This window comes from Wenzhouxiangella sp. YN1, assembly GCF_056324145.1.
In genome coordinates this window covers 100057-114909 of sequence record NZ_JBJNIO010000148.1, presented here as the reverse complement: position 1 = coordinate 114909, position 14853 = coordinate 100057, and the positions used below count along the sequence as shown (strand labels likewise).

The following is a 14853-nucleotide window of genomic DNA, read 5'->3' as shown; positions in this document are numbered from 1 at the left end:
GCGACATGCGGTTCCGCGCCTACGCACCGGTTCAGCGCATCGTCGGGGTGCTGTTGATCTTCCTCAGCCTGGGCTTCGTGCCGCCGTTGGTGTTCGCTCTGGTCAGCCAGGATGGCACGTTCCATGCGTTTGCCGTCAGCCTGCTGGTGGTGGCCGTAACCGGCCTGGCGCTGTATCTGCCGATGCGCGATTCGCACCGCGAGCTGCGCATTCGCGACGGTTTTCTGGTGGTGGTGGCTTGCTGGGCAGCGGTGTGTCTGGCCGGGGCCGTGCCTTTTGTCCTGGCCATCGACGCCAGTCTGGTCGACGCGGTGTTCGAATCAACCTCCGGTTTGACCACCACGGGCGCCACGGTCTTCACCGGCCTCGACGAGATGCCGATCTCGATCCTGTGGTATCGCCAGCAGCTGCACTGGATGGGTGGGCTGGGCATCATCGTGCTGGCGGTCGCCATCCTGCCGATGCTGCGCATCGGCGGCATGCAGGTCTACAAGGCCGAGATTACCGGGCCGGTCAAGGAAAGCCGGCTGACACCGAGAATCGCCGAGACGGCCAAGGCGCTGTGGCTGATCTACATCGGCCTGACGGTGCTGTGCGCGGCCGCCTTCTGGGCGGCGGGCATGTCGCTGTTCGATGCTATCGGGCACAGCTTTTCGACCGTCGCCACGGCCGGGTTTTCCACCCACGACGCCTCGATTGGCTATTTCGACAGCGCGCTGATCGAATGGCTGGTCGTATTCTTCATGGTGATCTCCAGCCTGAACTTCGGCCTGCACTATCTGGCCCTGCGCCGGACTACCCTGCAGGTCTATCTGCGCGATCCGGAACTCAAGCTGTTCGTGCTGCTGCTGCTGAGTATTTCAGTGGTGGCCACGCTTTTGCTGTGGCACCAGAGCCTGTATTCGAGCTTCTGGGAGTCGCTGCGCTACGCCGTCTTCCAGTCGATTTCCTACATGACCACCACCGGCTTCACCACGGCCGAAGTCTATGCATGGCCTGGCACGCTGCCCCTGCTCTTGCTGCTGATCAGCGGTCTGGGCGGCTGCGCCGGCGCTACCACCGGCGGCTTCAAGATCATTCGTGTCTATCTGTTGACCAAGCAGGGCTTGCGTGAGCTCAAGCGCCTTGTTCATCCGCGTGCCGTAGTGCCGCTGAAGCTGGGCGGGCGCACGCTCGATCAGGAAGTTGCCAACGCGGTCTGGGGCTATGTGTCGCTCTACATCCTCTGCGTGGTCGTGCTCACGCTGATCGTCTCCGGTATCGAGCATGATCTGGTCACTGCCGTGTCGGTGGTCTTCTCATCGCTCAACAATCTGGGCCCCGCCCTCGGCGAGGCCGGCCCCAACTACGGGTCACTCAATGGTGCCACCAAATGGCTGATGAGCTTCGCCATGCTGCTGGGGCGGCTGGAGATTTTCACAATCCTGGTGTTGCTGACGCCGAGTTATTGGAGGCATTAAGAATTCTAGTGTCAAGTGTGAAGTGGCGGGCGGTGGCAAGCCGGAGCTCCATCCTTGCCTGGCGATGTTTTTGCCGCTTCAAAAGCTGGCGATCAAGCTCCAAGGGCTCCGAAACTTCACACTTCACACTAAAGTTTTCACACTTAAAACCCAAGAGGCTATTTCGATGGATCCAGAAGTTATCGAAAAAATGATCGACCAGGGCCGCGACAGCTATGAAGCACGGCTGGCGGCCGGGCAGGCGCGGCTGAAAGCCGGTGATCTGGCGCGCGCGATCGAGCACCTGGAAGTGGCCACCGGGCACCGGCCCGACCAGACCATGGCCTGGCAGGAGCTGGGCAAGGCATTCAATGAATCGTCGCGGCCGGAAGCGGCCCGAGCGGCCTGGGAGAAGGGGCTGGAGGCCGCGCAGGCCAACGGCGACAAGCAGGCCGAAAAGGTCATCGGCGTCTTCCTCAAGCGTCTGGACCGAACGCAGTCCGACCAATAGCCGGCGGCAACCTGCTTCGATGTCGGGTTAATGAATAATCAAGAGTGGCGCTTCCTGCGTGCCGGATACGGCGAAGGACGCCCACCGGGCTGGCGGCTGAAGCGCTTGTAGCTCCACAGGTACTGTGCAGGAGCGCGCCGGATTTCGTTTTCCAGCCAGCGGTGCATGACGCCGGCGGCGCAGACGGGGTCGTCGTCGGCAATGGCCGGGTCGGCCGGCTCGAAGCGCAGCCGCCAGCCGCGGCCCCGTGCCAGACGCTGGGCGCTGGCGAAGATCACCGCGGAGCCGGTGCGGCGCGCCAGACGGTTGACCAGGGTCATGGTCAGCGCGGGTTGGTCGAAAAAGTCGGCAAAAACGCCTTCACCCTGCTTGGGCTGCTGATCGGCCAGCAGGCCGATCGCCTCGCCGCGCCTCAGGCCGGCCAGAAGCCGGCGCATGGCCGGGCTGCCGCTGGCGATCAGACGGGCGCCAAAACGCTGGCGGCTTGCGGTAACGCGCTGGTCAAGACCTGCCTGCCGCGGGGCTTTGTACAGGGCGGTAAACGGTCGCTGCAGGGACACCCACAGCGGCAGGACTTCCCAGTTGCCGAAGTGCGCGCCAACCAGCAGAACGCCCTTGCCCCGCGCGGCGGCCCGTTCGACCTGGGCCCAGCCGTCGACTTGTCGGACATGGCGCTGCAGGCGAGCGCGCGACCAGTACCACACGGCGCCCGATTCCAGCACCAGGCGCATCATCTCCACGAGATGGCGGCGGTAGAGCCGTTCCCGGGCGGCTTCATCCAGCTCGGGGAAGCACAGCTTCAGGTTGGTGCGCACCACCGCATGCCCGCGCCAGGGCAGGAAGCGCATGAGCCAGGCCAGCGGCACGGCCAGCGCATGGAGCAGGCGCAGCGGCAGCCAGGAGAGCAGGTGCAAGAGGGCGACGGCAAGGCGTTCGATCATGGGGTTCGGGAATCCGGCTGGCGCCAGGATTGGACGAGTCGAGTCAGTGCTCTGGTGTTTTGGACAAGGCCGTGCGCGCAGTGTAGGCTCGGGTCAGTTCTGGCACGTATGGTTTCGTGATGAGGATTATAGCCACCATTGCCGTTCTTGCCGCCGCGATTGCGCTCCAGGCTCCGCCCGCGCGGGCGGACGACGCTCCTGCCTGGCCTCCGGGCATGTCCGGCCGCCTGGCGCCGGCCGAACTGCTCGCCGCCATTGTCGGCACGGCCGATGCGCTGCGTCATGAACTGATCGTCGAGTTCAACGTTCCCGTGCTGGTCGACGGCGTCGCGCTGGTCGACGAGGATGCCATCGAGGACCTGCCACTGGAGGACCATCGCCGCCAGCTGCAGGCATACGGTTTCACCGACGCCGAGATCGATGGCAGCCGCACTTTCGGCGAGATGACGGTTCCTTTCCGGATTTCCGAAGCCGTCCGCGAAGACCCGGCGGGTTTTTCCGACTACCTCGAGCGATCGGCGGCCCGGATCGAACGACTGCGCGCACCCGCGACCGTGAGCGGGGGGGCGGATCGGCTCTGCTCGGGCCTTCTGCCCGACAGCGAATGGCGTGCGCAAACGAGCCGGGCGGGCTGCGAGGTGTCCGACGAGGTGGTGTACCAATGCACGCTCACCGAAGTGGATGGAGAAAGCCGGGGCACCTGGCTGCGGGTCGAGGCGAGCGATCCCGACCGCGCAAACGATCCGGCATCCGACTGCGGCTGATCGGGGTGGGGAAATGATCGGACTGCTGCAGCGCGTCAGCGAAGCCTCGGTCCGGATTGATGGCGAGGCGGTCGGCGAGATCGGCGCCGGCCTTGTGGTGCTGGCCGGTTTTCGCCAGGGCGACAGGGTCGAGCGGATTCCGCGCTTTGTCGAGCGATTGCTCAACTATCGCGTCTTCGCCGACGATGAGGGGCGGATGAACGTGGGCCTGCGCGATGTCGGCGGCGGCCTGCTGGTCGTGCCACAGTTCACCCTGGCGGCCGATACCAACTCGGGCAATCGACCCAGTTTCACCCCGGCTGCGCCGCCAGCCGAGGGTGAGGCGCTGTTCGCCGCGTTGGTCGAGCAGGTCGAGCGCGACTGGCCGGGCAGCGCCTTCGGCCGTTTTGGCGCCGACATGCAGGTGGCCCTGATCAACGATGGCCCGGTGACGTTCTGGCTGGAGGTGAATTGAGGGCGCCCGCGGGCCGTTACCGCGCCTGGCGATGTCGTCGAACCTGTGCCTTGCGAAATGCCGCATTCATCTGCTTGCAGGGGCCACCATGGTGAAAGCCACCGGGTCGGTGGTGGCGAGTACGCGGCCTGACGGTGTTTCCAGTCGGGCGAACAGGCGGTGCCCGCCGGGTGGGGGTGCATCAATGCTGGCCTGCAGCGAGCGCAGGGGCGCCAGCGGTTCACCGTCGAGTACCAGCGTGATCCGTGCGGTCGGCGGCACTTCGATATCAATGCCCAGCACGACCTCGAGGCCGTCGTCGGCCGCCAGCGTCAAGGCGGCGCCATCGGCGGGCTGTTCGATGCGGAAGTTCATGGCCGGTCGAGCCGCGGCCAGGGGGTCGGTTGGCTGCGTCTCGAGATCACCCTCGAGCACATTGAGCTCCGGCAGATCCATGGGCTCGGCATCGTCGTCGGGCTTGCGGTCGGTGTAGGTCACGTTGCCGTGTTCGTCTACAACGCGGTAGATCTCCTGGGCGGCCAGCGGGCCGCCGGCCAGCAGAAGCGCGGTCAATACGATGCTGATCGCTTTCATGGGCAAACTCCCGACATTCCATCCATTGTTCCATTCTACCGGGCAATGGCGGTGGAATACCGCAGTGAAACACGATCAGGCTGCGCCGCGATCCTTTTCGAAGCGAAAAGCGTTCATCGCCCGCGCCCGCAGCCTGACCGATTGGCCCAGTTCGCCGGCGGTGGAGGTCAGCTGCCGTGATGAATCCGCCGTGTGCCGGGCCGCCTCGTTGAGCTGGCCGATGACCTCGCGAATACGCCGTGCATTGAGCGACTGCTCTGAAGAGCTCGCCGAGATCTGCTCGAGCAGCGTGGACGTCTTCTCGATGGACGGCACGATCTGCTCGAACAGCTGGCCGGCCTCCTCGGCCGTGTTTACCGAGTCGTCGGACAGTTGCGCGACCTGCTGAGCGGTGGCGCGACTGCGCTCGGCCAGCTTGCGGACTTCCGAGGCGACAACGGCAAAGCCCTTGCCCGACTCGCCCGCGCGTGCGGCCTCGATGGCGGCGTTGAGGGCCAGCAGGTTGGTCTGAGAGGCGATCTCGTCGATGCTCTGGATCTGCTCGGCGATCCGTCGCATGGCGCGCACCGTTGCGTTTACCCGCTCGCCGCCGGCGCGCGCCAGATCGGACGCCTGCCTCGCCACGGCGCTGGTCTGGCGGGCGCTGTCGTGATTGTTTTCGATCGCGGCCGCCATCTGATTCATGGTCGTCGTCGTGTCTTCGAGATTGTCGGCCTGCTGAATGGCCGATTCGTTCATTGAGCTGGCGGTTGCAGACAGGCCGTTGACGTGATCTCCGAGTGTCCACCCGGAGCGTTGGGTTTCGAGCACGGCGCTGGCCATATTGCCCGAAAGCGTACTCAGCGCGTGGTTCAGGTGGCCCATCGGGCTGCGGTGGTCGCGATAGGGCAGGTTGTACAAGTCGCCCGCGCCGATTTGCTGGCACAGGCGGATGGCCTTCTCGAGCGGTCGGCTGAAGCGGGTGCGGAAAATGACCAGTTGGGCCACCGTTGCAAGCGTGCCCGTGAAGGCCAGCGCGGCGATCAACCAGAGGCCGAGCAGCGGGCCGGCAAGGATTGCCGCGGCCAGCATGCAGGCCGCGCCGACCGCTGACAGGGCAGTGAGCTCGAACTGTCTGACCCTGCGGAGCGCCACGCCGAGACGGCCGGCGATGCCGCGGCGGATCGGGTGCCCCTCGTGCAGCGCCTGCTGCGGGCGAGTGCTCCACAGATCATTGTAGAGGCGCTCGGCCTGCTCGATTTCGCGCCGTGACGGGCCGCGACGCATCGACATGTAGCCGATCGCGCGGTTGCCCTGCCAGATCGGATTGACGTTGGCCTCCACCCAGTAATGATCACCGTTCTTGCAGCGGTTCTTTATCACCCCGCGCCAGGGTCGGCCCGCCTTGATGGTATTCCAGAAATCCGCGAACACTGCCGGCGGGACGTCCGGGTGGCGAATCATGTTCTGGGGGCTTCCCATCAGCTCGTCTTCGCTGAAGCCGCTGATTTCGATGAATGTCCGGTTGACGAAGGTGATCTTGCCGCGCAGGTCGGTCTTGGAGACGATGTACTCGCCGGGTGGGACCCGCACTTCGCGCTGAGTCACGGGCTGATTGTTCCGCATTGCCGCTTTCCGCTTCCAATGGGTGTCTGATACCGGCCTTAGCGGCCGATGCCAGCGAGTCCTTTAGCTCAGTCAGGAATGCGGGCCTGCGGCCGGGTCAGCTGGAGTAATACATGTCGAATTCGACCGGGTGTGTCGCCATGCGCAAGCGCGTGACTTCGTTCATCTTCAGGTTGATGTAGGCGTCGATCAGGTCGTCGGTGAAGACGTCGCCGGCCTTGAGAAAGTCGCGGTCGGCATCGAGCGCTTCCAGCGCCTGATCCAGAGCGTGACACACGCGCGGAATATCGCGCTCTTCTTCGGGCGGCAGGTCGTAGAGGTCCTTGTCCATGGGCGCGCCCGGGTCAATCTTGTTGATCACGCCGTCGAGGCCGGCCATCAGCATGGCCGCAAAGGTGAGGTAGGGGTTGCCGGCCGCGTCGCCGAAACGGATCTCGATGCGGCGTGCCTTGTCCGAGCTGACCCAGGGCACGCGGCAGGAGGCTGAGCGATTGCGCGCCGAATACGCCAGCAGTACCGGTGCTTCGAAGCCCGGTACCAGGCGCTTGTAGCTGTTGGTGGTCGAGTTGGCGAAGGCGTTGAGGGCGCGGGCATGCTTGAAGATGCCGCCGATGTAGTGCAGCCCCATGTCGCTCAGGCCGCCATAGCCCTCGCCGGCAAACAGATTCTTGCCGTCTCGCGACAGCGACTGATGCACGTGCATGCCCGAGCCGTTGTCGCCGACCAGGGGCTTGGGCATGAAAGTGGCCGTGCGGCCGTGGCGATGGGCGACGTTGTGGATGACGTATTTCATCATCAGCATCTCGTCTGCCTTGCGCACCAGAGTATTGAAGCGCGTGCCGATTTCGCACTGGCCGGCGGTGCCGACTTCGTGGTGGTGCACTTCCACCGGAATGCCGCAGGCTTCCAGGGTCAGGCACATCAGGCTTCTCAGATCGGCCAGCCCGTCGACCGGGGGGACCGGAAAATAGCCGCCTTTCACGCGCGGCCGATGGCCGTAGTTGCCGTCTTCGTATTGCTTGTCGCTGTTCCAGGCGGCTTCTTCGGAGTCGATGGCAAACGAACAGCCGGAAATATCGTTGTTCCAGCGCACGTCGTCAAACACGAAAAACTCCGGCTCGGGCCCGAAGAACGCCGCATCGGCCAGGCCGCTGGACTGCAGAAAGGCCTCGGCTCGCCGGGCCAGCGAGCGCGGGCAGCGGCTGTAGCCTTGCATGGTGTCGGGCTCGAGGATGTCGCAGGTCAGGCTGAGCGTCGGATATTCCGAAAACGGATCGAGGCAGGCGGTTTCGGCATCCGGCATGAGCACCATGTCGGATTCGTTGACGCCCTTCCAACCGACGATCGAGGAACCGTCGAACATCGTGCCGTCCTCGAACATGTCTTCGTCGACGGCATGGGCCGGCAGCGTGATGTGCTGCTCCTTGCCGAGCGTGTCGGAGAAGCGCAGGTCAACGAACCGGATCTCTTCTTCGCGGATTCTCTGGAGCACCTTTTCGGGGGTCATCTGGATCGGACAGCCTTGTTGGGTGACAGGGTCGGGGCCCCGGGTGCGGACTGGATATTGCGTTGACAATCCAGTCGCAGCCGATCCCCGGACAAATTTTACGCGCTTTGCGCTCGCGCCGCGAGCGCGATGTGCGCCAGCGCCCGGCGTGCCGATCCCGCGTCGGGGCGCTGGCGAACGGCCCGGGTCACAGGACGCCCTCGGGCGGCAGGCGTGAAGCCTGCTGACTGGCCTTTCCTTCGCGAAAATCGGGGAAATGCCTCAGCCTGTGACCGCCTTCTCAGACTGAAAGCGCCAACTCGTTTAAGCTGAATAGCATCCACTTTAATACTCTAGCGGTAACAAATGACCAAGAAGTTGCTGATTCCTTTTCTGCTCCTCTTTTCGGCGCCGGTGCTGGCTCTTCCCGGCCTGCCGGCCGACGTGTCGGTGGACGAGTCGGTGCCCACGCCGGCTGAAGTGCTTGGCTTCGAGCCGGGCGAGCGCCATCCGCGCCATGATCAGGTCGTGACCTATCTGCGGCGCCTGGCTGCTCACTCCGACCGCGTCCATCTCGAGGAAATCGGGCGCACGCACGGCCAGCGACCGCAGCTGTTGCTGACTTTCGCCAGCCCCGAGCGCCTGGCCCGTATCGATGAGATTCGTGCTGGACGCAAGAACGCCGCGCACAACGGAGAAGGGCCGCCCGTGGTCTGGATGGGCTACTCGGTGCACGGCAACGAGGCCTCCGGCGTGAGCGCTGCACTGGTCATGGCCTGGTACCTGGCCGCTGGCGAGGATGAACGCGTTCAGCGCTGGCGCGACGAGCTGGTGATGGTCATGGAGCCGGCCATCAATCCCGATGGCATCGATCGTTTCGCTCATTGGGTCAACATGCACCGCGGCAACCATCCCTCTTCGGATCCCGCTGATCGCGAACATGCCGAAGGCTGGCCGAACGGGCGCACCAACTATTACTGGTTCGACCTCAACCGCGACTGGTTGCCTGTGGTTCACCCGGTTTCGCAGAACCGCCTGCGCCATTATCAGATGTGGCGTCCGCATGTGATTACCGACCACCATGAAATGGGGCGCAACAGCACGTTCTTTTTCCAGCCCGGTATTCCCGAGCGCACCAACCCGCTCATTTCCGATGCCAATCAGCAGCTGACTGCCGACATCGCCGAGTTTCACGGCCGCATTCTGGATTCCGCCGGCCAGCCCTATTACGCGCGCGAGTCCTTCGACGACTTTTATGTCGGCAAGGGTTCGACCTATCCGGACGTGACCGGTGGCATCGGAATCCTGTTCGAGCAGGGCTCCAGCCGCGGCGTGATTCAGGACAGCAAATACGGCCTCAAGCGCTTCAACGACACGGTGGCCAACCAGGTGCGCACCAGCATCTCGACGCTTGATGCCGCGGCGTCTCATGCCGACGACCTGGTCGAGTATCAGCAGCGCTTCTTTGCCGATGTGCAGGACCGGGCCGGCAGCTGGGAGCAGGCAGGCTGGCTGATCGGCGATGGCGGTGACCCGGCGCGCGCCCATGGCCTGATCGAGATGCTGCTCAATCATGACGTGACAGTGCGCCCGGTAGAGGAGTCGGTCGAGATCGGCGACACCCGTTTCGGCCCCGGCTCGGCCTGGGCCATACCGGCTGACCAGGACCGCTTCCTGCTGCTGACCTCCATGTTCGAGGCGGTCACCGAGATGGAGATCGAAACCTTCTACGATGTTTCCGCCTGGCCGATGGCAATGGCGCATGATCTGCCGTTGACGACGGCACGCCGTCTGCCGAAAACCGGTGCTGCGCTGACGCAAGCGCCGAGCCACGCAACAGCGGCGGTCAACAGCGATGCCATGGCCTGGCTGGTGCCCTGGAACCAGTATCGTGCCGACGCCCTGCTGGCCGCGCTGCTGGCCGACGGCTATCGGGTGCAGGTGCTGACCAAGGCCGCGACTCTGGCAGTCGATGGCCGCGATCGCGCCTTCGAGCAGGGCAGCCTGGTTGTCCATGCCGGTATTCAGCCGCAGGAGCTCGACCCGGTCGGTGCACGTCTGGCCGGGCTGGCCGAGCAGCACGGGGTTGATGTTGTGAGCGCCGATCGGGGCATGGCCTCCTCAGGCGTCGATCTGGGCTCGCCGTCGGTACCGGTGCTCGAGCCGATCAGCGCGGCCATGCTGACCGGTCCGGGCGTCAGCGCCTATGCCGCCGGCGCCGTCTGGCACTTCTTCGACACTCGCCTGGCGCAGCCGCTGGCCCAGCTCGACGCCGCGCGACTGAGCCGTGGGCAGCTGGAAGAGCACACGCACCTGATCGTGCCGACAACAGGCTGGAATGGCTCGCTCGATGACTCGACCAGACGCGTCATTGCCGCCTTCGTCAAGGACGGCGGCACCGTCGTGGCTTTTGGCAGCGGCGCGGAAGTGGTCGAATCGCTGGAGCTGGACTGGCAGTTTGCCGCTGACGAGAAATCCGAAGAAGACGCCAGCGGCGATATGCAGCGTCGCGCCTACGGTGATTATCAGCAGGACTTTGCCCGTGAGCTGATCGGCGGCAGCGCGCTGCAGATTGACCTGGATCTGAGCCATCCATTGGCCTGGGGTTATACCGATAAGGATCTGGTGCTGTTTCGCCAGGGCACCCACCGCCTGCGCGCCGTTGACAACCCCTACGCCCAGGTGGGCGTGTATGCCGATGCCCCCCTGGCTGCCGGTTATCTCTCGGCCAAGAACCGCCAGAAGCTGGCCGGTGCGCCGGCCATCAGCGTCAGCCGCCACGGCGCCGGCACGGTGGTGCGCATTGCTGACGAGCCGCTGTTCCGCGGCTACTGGCGGGGTGGTGAGAAGCTGTTTGGCAACACGCTGTTCTTCAGCCAGTTGATCTCGCCGACGAAACTGCCCGAGTGATCGTGTTGATCGGCGGGTGGCCGACCGTTGCGGTGGGCCACCCGCTGAACCCTCAGACGATGCGCGAGAAACGGCCGCTTGACTGTCCGGCTGGCGCCAGGTAGGCGTCGAAGATCCGGGCGATCGCGCGCAGAAACAGCAGACCGTTGGCCGTGACCTTGAAACCGTCTGCGTCGCACTCGATCAGGCCGGCGTCGGCCAGCGACTGCAGCTGCTCGAGTTCTTTGGCGAAATAGTGTCGGAACACCAGCTGGTAGTCGCGTTCGATGTCGTGATACACCAGTGCCCCATTGCACATGATGCGTTCGATGACGTCGGCGCGCAAACGGTCGTCGGTATTGCGGGTCAGACCGCGCGCGGTCGGCAGGCGCCCCTCGATCAAGGCAACGACCCATTCTTCAAGCTGACGGTGATTCTGGGCGAAACTGTCGCCGATCTGGCTGATCGCGCTGGGGCCGAAGCTGACCAGGTCGAGGCCGCCGTGGGTCGAATAGCCCTGGAAGTTGCGCACCATGCTGCCGTTTTTCTTGGCCTGAACCAGCGAGTCTTCAGGTTTGGCAAAGTGATCCATGCCGATGAATTCGTAGCCGGCATCCAGCAGCCGCGCGAGCGTGTTGCGGAACACGCCCAGCTTGGTTGCAGGGCTGGGCATCTGTTCGATGTCGATCTGGCGCTGGGCCTTGAACAGGTGCGGCAGGTGGGCATAGTTGAACAGCGAGATCCGATCGGGGCCCATGCTGATGATCGACTCGACGGTTTTCGCGAATCCGGTCGTGGTCTGCATCGGCAGACCGTAGATCAGATCGACGCTGATTGACTCGAAGCCGACGCCGCGGGCGGCGCCGATCACCGCGCTGACCATGGCGGTGTCGTGGATGCGGTTGACCGCCTTCTGCACCTGCGGGTCAAGGTCCTGTACGCCGACCGAAATGCGGTTGAAGCCGATGTTGCGCAGCTCGCGGATGCCGGCCGGATCGACGGTGCGTGGATCGACCTCCAGGCCCAGTTCGGCATCGGGCGCGAACTGGAAATGAGTCCGCAACAGTGCCATGAGCTGGCGAACCTGGTCAGTGCGCAGGAAAGTGGGCGTGCCGCCGCCCAGGTGCACCTGGCGAACGGTTCGATCGCGGTCGAAGCGCGGCGCGACCAGCCGCAGCTCCTTTTCCAGATTGACCAGAAACTCCTGGCCAGCCGTGGCCGAGCGCGTGATGACGCGATTGCAGGCACAGTAAAAACAGGGGCTGGCGCAAAATGGCACGTGCACATAAAGCGACAGGCCGGCGGGCATCGGCAGGCCGTTGCTGTCGGCAATGGCTGCTTCGAGCTCGGCTGGACCGAAATCCTCGCTGAACTGTACCGCGGTGGGGTACGAGGTGTAACGCGGACCCTCGCCACCGTATTTCGCGATCAGCTCGGCGTCGAAACTGGGGCGCATGAGTTGAGACATGGTGATCTGAATGCAGACGGTAGTGTTGATCAGGGCTCAAGCGTAGTCCCCCACTCTGGGAGCCGACTTGACCATCGTCAAAAAGACCAAAGTCGCCTGCGGCCGGTGTTCTGGTACATTCAACGCCTGAATTCGAGCCGAGCCCGGAGTGAAAGCGTGATTCGCCCAATTCTGCATGTTCTTGTTCTGTTGTTTCCCGGCCTGGTTCTGGCCGGTCCCGATGCCCCCGATGCGGTTGCCATCGAAGAAGTGCTGGCGCTCGCTCCTCTGCCTGTCGATGCCGAGCTCATGGCCGAGGCAGGCCATGCCGACGGGCTGCGGCGGGCGCTCATCGGACAGCTGAGCGAACAGCCACTGCCACGGCCCTCGCAATCCGTTGCGGCCTTCGGGCGCGAGCTGGGCTGGCAGTCGGCGGCCGTGGATGAGCTGGACAGCGAGCGGCAGCTGCAGTTGTGGTGGTTCCAGCTCGAGACCGAGCGCTTTGTCCGTGGTGAGCTCGAGATCAGCGGCCTGCGCAATGCCGGGGTATTCATCGATGGCGAGACGGTCGAAGCAGGAGATCAGGGGTATGCGCTGGATCTGCGTAACGGCAGCCACGGCGTCTGGGTTGTGCACGAGGGCGCCGCAGACAACGCCACGCCGTCGCTGGCCTGGCAGGGGCGTTCCGAGGTTGACCGCGTGCGCGCGCACACCCGGCCGGTGCGCCGCGTGTCGGCACAGCGCCTGACCAACGCCGAGACCGTTGACCGCATGGCCATTTCACCGGATGGACGCTATCTGGCGCTGGCCTTCGAGCGCCGCGACGAGCTGGCCGACAGCGATGTCCGCCGCCTCGCGATTCGCGATCTGCAGACCGACCGCATCGTGCGGCAATGGACGGGCCAGGCGCCCGCAGCCCTGGCCTGGAGCCCGGACGGTTCGAAGCTGGCCGTCCAGACCGGCAACAGCCTGTGGCTGCACGAGCGCGATAGCGGCCGGGTTCGGCCGGTGCTGCTCGAGCACGCGGGCATCGGCAGCTGGCGCTGGCATCCCGATTCGGCGTCAATCCTGTTTGCCTGGACCCGCAAGGACGAAACCGATACCGACAAGCGCCGCCGCCTGCGCTCGCTTGAAGATCGCTGGGCGGGTTTTCGCGATGCCAGCCAGCTCCATCAGGTTGATGTGGCCAGCGGCATGGTACGCGCGCTGACCGCCGAGCCGCACTCGGTCACGCTGCACGATGTGGTTGGCGGTCGGGCCTTGCTGTCGCAGCCGATCATCGACTACGAGGAAGCGCCGCACAGCCTGACCCGCGTGTTCGAGCTTGCGCTCGACGACGGTCGCCAGACCGACATCGCGCGCCTGCGTCATTTCAACGACATACGCTATGCCGAAGATGGCTACTGGCTGCTGGCCGGGCCGTCCCTGGCAGCCGGCGATGGCGATATCACGCCGGCGGAGGTTGCGCCCAACGACTTCGATACACAGCTCTACCTGCTTTCGGTTGATGGCACGCAGGCGACCAGTGCAAGCCGCGATTTCGACCCCGCCCTGACCGCGATCGAACGCCTGGCTGACGGCAATCTGCTGCTCTCCGCGATCTCGGGTGAAGAGGTCGCGCTGGTTCACTTCGATGTGGCGTCCCGGCGACTGGAAATCATCGACACCGACCTGGCGGTAATGGAGTCGTTTGTCGCTTCGCGCACCTCACCGCCGACCATCGTCGCCCGCGGCAGCGATGCTGATGCGCCGCAGCGCGTCCATCGTGTCGGCCTCGAGGGGGATATCCGGACGCTGGTCGATTCCCGCCAGAGCGCCTATGCAGACGTCGTGTTCGGCGAAGTGCACGACTGGCGCTTCAACAACGCTGACGGCATCGAAATCGATGGCCGCTATTATCTGCCCCCGGATTTCGACCCCGACGGCAGCTATCCGCTGATCGTCTACTATTACGGCGGCACCACGCCGGTCAATCGCCAGTTCACCGGGCGCTATCCGTTCAACCTCTGGGCAGCCAACGGCTACGTCATCTACGTGGTCCAGCCGCGCGGCGCCATTGGTTATGGCCAGGACTTTTCGGCAAGGCACGTCAACGCCTGGGGCGACTACGCTGCCGCCGATATCATCGAGGGCACGCAGAAATTCGTCGCGGCCCACGACTTTGTTGACCGGGAAAGAATCGGCAACATGGGCGCCAGTTACGGCGGCTTCATGACCATGTATCTGGCAACGAAAACCGATCTGTTTGCCGCCTCGATCTCGCACGCCGGCATCAGCGCGCTGACCAGCTACTGGGGCGAAGGCTGGTGGGGTTGGGCCTATTCCGGCAGCGCCAGCCGCGGCAGCTTCCCCTGGAACAACCGCGAGCTCTATGTCGAGCACAGCCCGATCTACCATGCCGACCGGATCAATACCCCGCTGCTGCTGCTGCACGGTGATTCCGACACCAACGTGCCGCCGGGGGAAAGCGCCAACATGTTTACCGCGCTCAAGCTGCTGGGGCGCGAGGTCGAGATGGTCGAGTTCACCGGCGAAGACCACTGGATCCTTGACCGCGAAAAGCGCTATGTCTGGTGGGACAGCATCCTGGCCTGGTACGACAAGTGGCTCAAGGACGAACCCGAGTGGTGGCAGTTCCTTTATCCGGAGTCATGATCATTACGCAAGAGCCGCGAAGTACGCAGAGAATCAAAATCGAAATCTGATTGACGCAAAGGTTTGTCCTTTCCCGCAGCCCCGCCTGA

Annotated in this window: 11 protein-coding genes; 6 read left to right on the top strand and 5 right to left on the bottom strand. The window is 64.4% G+C overall.

Annotated features, from left to right (window positions below; genetic code table 11):
* Positions 1 to 5 precede the first annotated feature (5 nt).
* Together ACEWQZ_RS09300 and ACEWQZ_RS09295 are read left to right on the top strand one after the other, a co-directional pair.
* Positions 6 to 1460 (top strand): TrkH family potassium uptake protein, encoded by a 1455-nt coding sequence (locus ACEWQZ_RS09300; protein WP_476482814.1) that lies wholly within the window; start codon positions 6 to 8, stop codon positions 1458 to 1460.
* Positions 1461 to 1626: 166 nt separating this feature from the next.
* Positions 1627 to 1950, top strand: a complete 324-nt coding sequence (locus tag ACEWQZ_RS09295) for a hypothetical protein (protein ID WP_476482813.1) — start codon at positions 1627 to 1629, stop codon at positions 1948 to 1950.
* A 38-nt stretch (positions 1951 to 1988) separates the two neighbouring features.
* On the opposite strand, the gene ACEWQZ_RS09290 is transcribed toward ACEWQZ_RS09295, so the two are convergent.
* Positions 1989 to 2891 carry a lysophospholipid acyltransferase family protein gene (locus ACEWQZ_RS09290; RefSeq protein ID WP_476482812.1) on the bottom strand — a complete coding sequence of 301 codons (903 nt, stop codon included), beginning with the start codon at positions 2889 to 2891 and terminating at the stop codon, positions 1989 to 1991.
* A gap of 119 nt (positions 2892 to 3010) precedes the next feature.
* Here ACEWQZ_RS09290 and ACEWQZ_RS09285 point away from each other — a divergent pair, with 119 nt between their 5' ends.
* Together ACEWQZ_RS09285 and dtd are read left to right on the top strand one after the other, a co-directional pair.
* The gene (locus ACEWQZ_RS09285; RefSeq protein ID WP_476482811.1) at positions 3011 to 3655 is read left to right on the top strand and encodes a hypothetical protein; all 645 of its coding nucleotides are present in this window, start codon (positions 3011 to 3013) and stop codon (positions 3653 to 3655) included.
* Positions 3656 to 3668: 13 nt separating this feature from the next.
* The gene (dtd, locus tag ACEWQZ_RS09280; protein WP_476482810.1) at positions 3669 to 4109 is read left to right on the top strand and encodes a D-aminoacyl-tRNA deacylase; all 441 of its coding nucleotides are present in this window, start codon (positions 3669 to 3671) and stop codon (positions 4107 to 4109) included.
* Between the two features lie 66 nt (positions 4110 to 4175).
* Here dtd and ACEWQZ_RS09275 read toward each other — a convergent pair whose 3' ends face one another.
* The 3 genes from ACEWQZ_RS09275 to glnA form a co-directional block, all read right to left on the bottom strand.
* Positions 4176 to 4682: a DUF4124 domain-containing protein gene (locus ACEWQZ_RS09275; protein ID WP_476482809.1), complete on the bottom strand. Its 507-nt coding sequence runs from the start codon at positions 4680 to 4682 to the stop codon at positions 4176 to 4178.
* 75 nt (positions 4683 to 4757) lie between these two features.
* Entirely contained in the window at positions 4758 to 6287 is a 1530-nt protein-coding gene (locus ACEWQZ_RS09270) for a methyl-accepting chemotaxis protein (RefSeq protein ID WP_476482808.1), read from the bottom strand.
* Positions 6288 to 6384: 97 nt separating this feature from the next.
* On the bottom strand, positions 6385 to 7794 hold the full coding sequence (glnA, locus tag ACEWQZ_RS09265) for a type I glutamate--ammonia ligase (RefSeq protein WP_476482807.1): 1410 nt from the start codon (positions 7792 to 7794) through the stop codon (positions 6385 to 6387).
* 345 nt (positions 7795 to 8139) lie between these two features.
* Here glnA and ACEWQZ_RS09260 point away from each other — a divergent pair, with 345 nt between their 5' ends.
* Positions 8140 to 10683: a M14 family zinc carboxypeptidase gene (locus tag ACEWQZ_RS09260; RefSeq protein ID WP_476482806.1), complete on the top strand. Its 2544-nt coding sequence runs from the start codon at positions 8140 to 8142 to the stop codon at positions 10681 to 10683.
* A gap of 52 nt (positions 10684 to 10735) precedes the next feature.
* On the opposite strand, the gene hemN is transcribed toward ACEWQZ_RS09260, so the two are convergent.
* The gene (gene hemN / locus ACEWQZ_RS09255; protein ID WP_476482805.1) at positions 10736 to 12130 is read right to left on the bottom strand and encodes an oxygen-independent coproporphyrinogen III oxidase; all 1395 of its coding nucleotides are present in this window, start codon (positions 12128 to 12130) and stop codon (positions 10736 to 10738) included.
* Between the two features lie 156 nt (positions 12131 to 12286).
* Between hemN and ACEWQZ_RS09250 the strand changes: the two genes are divergently transcribed.
* Complete coding sequence (locus tag ACEWQZ_RS09250) at positions 12287 to 14764, top strand: S9 family peptidase (protein WP_476482804.1); 2478 nt, start codon at positions 12287 to 12289, stop codon at positions 14762 to 14764.
* Positions 14765 to 14853: the final 89 nt, after the last annotated feature.

What these genes read in the sequence shown, in the direction of transcription:
- ACEWQZ_RS09275 (WP_476482809.1), bottom strand. Translation starts at nt 4,682, where the DNA reads ATGAAAGCGATCAGCATCGTATTGACCGCGCTTCTGCTGGCCGGCGGC.
- hemN (WP_476482805.1), bottom strand. Translation starts at nt 12,130, where the DNA reads ATGTCTCAACTCATGCGCCCCAGTTTCGACGCCGAGCTGATCGCGAAA.
- glnA (WP_476482807.1), bottom strand. Translation starts at nt 7,794, where the DNA reads ATGACCCCCGAAAAGGTGCTCCAGAGAATCCGCGAAGAAGAGATCCGG.
- ACEWQZ_RS09260 (WP_476482806.1), top strand. Translation starts at nt 8,140, where the DNA reads ATGACCAAGAAGTTGCTGATTCCTTTTCTGCTCCTCTTTTCGGCGCCG.
- dtd (WP_476482810.1), top strand. Translation starts at nt 3,669, where the DNA reads ATGATCGGACTGCTGCAGCGCGTCAGCGAAGCCTCGGTCCGGATTGAT.
- ACEWQZ_RS09300 (WP_476482814.1), top strand. Translation starts at nt 6, where the DNA reads ATGCGGTTCCGCGCCTACGCACCGGTTCAGCGCATCGTCGGGGTGCTG.
- ACEWQZ_RS09270 (WP_476482808.1), bottom strand. Translation starts at nt 6,287, where the DNA reads ATGCGGAACAATCAGCCCGTGACTCAGCGCGAAGTGCGGGTCCCACCC.
- ACEWQZ_RS09290 (WP_476482812.1), bottom strand. Translation starts at nt 2,891, where the DNA reads ATGATCGAACGCCTTGCCGTCGCCCTCTTGCACCTGCTCTCCTGGCTG.
- ACEWQZ_RS09295 (WP_476482813.1), top strand. Translation starts at nt 1,627, where the DNA reads ATGGATCCAGAAGTTATCGAAAAAATGATCGACCAGGGCCGCGACAGC.
- ACEWQZ_RS09285 (WP_476482811.1), top strand. Translation starts at nt 3,011, where the DNA reads ATGAGGATTATAGCCACCATTGCCGTTCTTGCCGCCGCGATTGCGCTC.